This window comes from Sporosarcina sp. ZBG7A (assembly GCF_000813425.1).
GTDB lineage: Bacteria > Bacillota > Bacilli > Bacillales_A > Planococcaceae > Sporosarcina.
Genome location: NZ_JWIB01000056.1, coordinates 1 through 1363, shown reverse-complemented (window position 1 = coordinate 1363; position 1363 = coordinate 1). Strand labels below are relative to the sequence as shown.

Below are 1363 nucleotides of genomic sequence, written 5' to 3'. Positions count from 1 at the left end.
TGAAGATAGTATAGAAAGTGGACACAATCCAATGAGCGTGTTTGGATAGAGAGAACATACTAACTGAACGGAGCGTGTCCATAATGACGAAACGAATTGATGATAAGTTAAAACAACATTTGATCAAGCTCGTGGTGATAGATGGAAAAAAGCAGATTGAAGTCTCACGAGAGATGGATGTCCCTGTAAGTACCCTGCGACGATGGGTCAGCGAGCACCGTAAAGAATTGGAAGCAGAGCTTAACGGCGTAGAATATGTAACCCCTGCTGAACGGCTGAAGCAACAACGAGCATTAGAGAAAGAAATTCAAGAGCTGAAAGAAGAAAATGAAATCTTAAAAAAAGCCATGCACATCTTCTCAAAAAACCCGCAGTGATTTATTCATTTATCGAAGAACACCGGGCAGAATACCGCGTGAAGAAGATGTGCCAAGTTCTCCAGGTTTCAACGAGCGGCTACTATAAATGGCGAGAAAAAGAACAAAGCTTTACCCAACGTCAAAAAGAAGGGGCATTAAAGTTAATCAAACAAATCTTTTACGATAATCGTGAAGTCTATGGAAGCCCTCGGATTCAAAGGATTTTGAAGAATGAAGGGGTTCCACTCTCAGAGAAGACCGTTTCCAACTACATGAGGGAGCTTGGCTTGTGCGCTACCGTTCCTTTTCATTATACGGTCACAACTCAGTCTAATCATGAACATCCAATCTACCCGAACCTATTAAAAAGGAACTTCCATGCAGATCAGCCGAATCAAGTGTGGGTCGTTGACATCACCTATATCTGGACCAGTCAAGGATGGCTGTATTTGGCCACAGTGATGGATCTTTTTTCGAGAAAAATCATTGGATTCAACTTATCAAATACATTAGCCAAGGAGTTGCCTCAGCTGGCTCTCGAGCGAGCCTTTCATTTCCGTTCACCAGAAGAAGGATTGATTCACCATTCAGATCAGGGGTCTCAATATGCATCTACATCCTATACAGATTTACTGAAGGAAAAGAAATGTCAGATTAGCATGAGTCGTAGAGGTGACTGTTACGACAACGCATGCATTGAATCTTTCCATGCGACAATCAAAAAGGAACTAATTTACCGAACTAAGTTCAAGACACGTAAAGAGGCTGAGGAGGCCGTGCTGGACTACATTATCTCGTTTTACAACGAGAGACGTATCCATTCCACATTAGATTATGTGTCCCCCAATTTTTTTGAGTCTCAGTATGAAGAAACAAAAGTAAAAAACACGCAGAAACCACTCACAACTTTCGTGGAAGAGCAGTTGGCAATATAACTGTTCTTCCATGAAAGTCCAGCAAGCGCAGCGCGGTAGGCTTTTAAAAATAATCACTCACAAATTTGT

General features: G+C 41.7%; 2 protein-coding genes. Both read left to right on the top strand.

Features of this window, described 5'->3' with window-relative positions:
• Nucleotides 1-83 precede the first annotated feature (83 nt).
• Nucleotides 84-377, top strand: coding sequence for a transposase (locus RL70_RS16035; RefSeq protein WP_039044406.1), 294 nt, complete (start codon nucleotides 84-86; stop codon nucleotides 375-377).
• Nucleotides 374-1294, top strand: coding sequence for an IS3 family transposase (locus RL70_RS16030; protein ID WP_156137998.1), 921 nt, complete (start codon nucleotides 374-376; stop codon nucleotides 1292-1294). Before RL70_RS16035 ends, RL70_RS16030 begins: the two co-directional genes overlap by 4 nt.
• The last annotated feature ends 69 nt before the right edge of the window (nucleotides 1295-1363 follow it).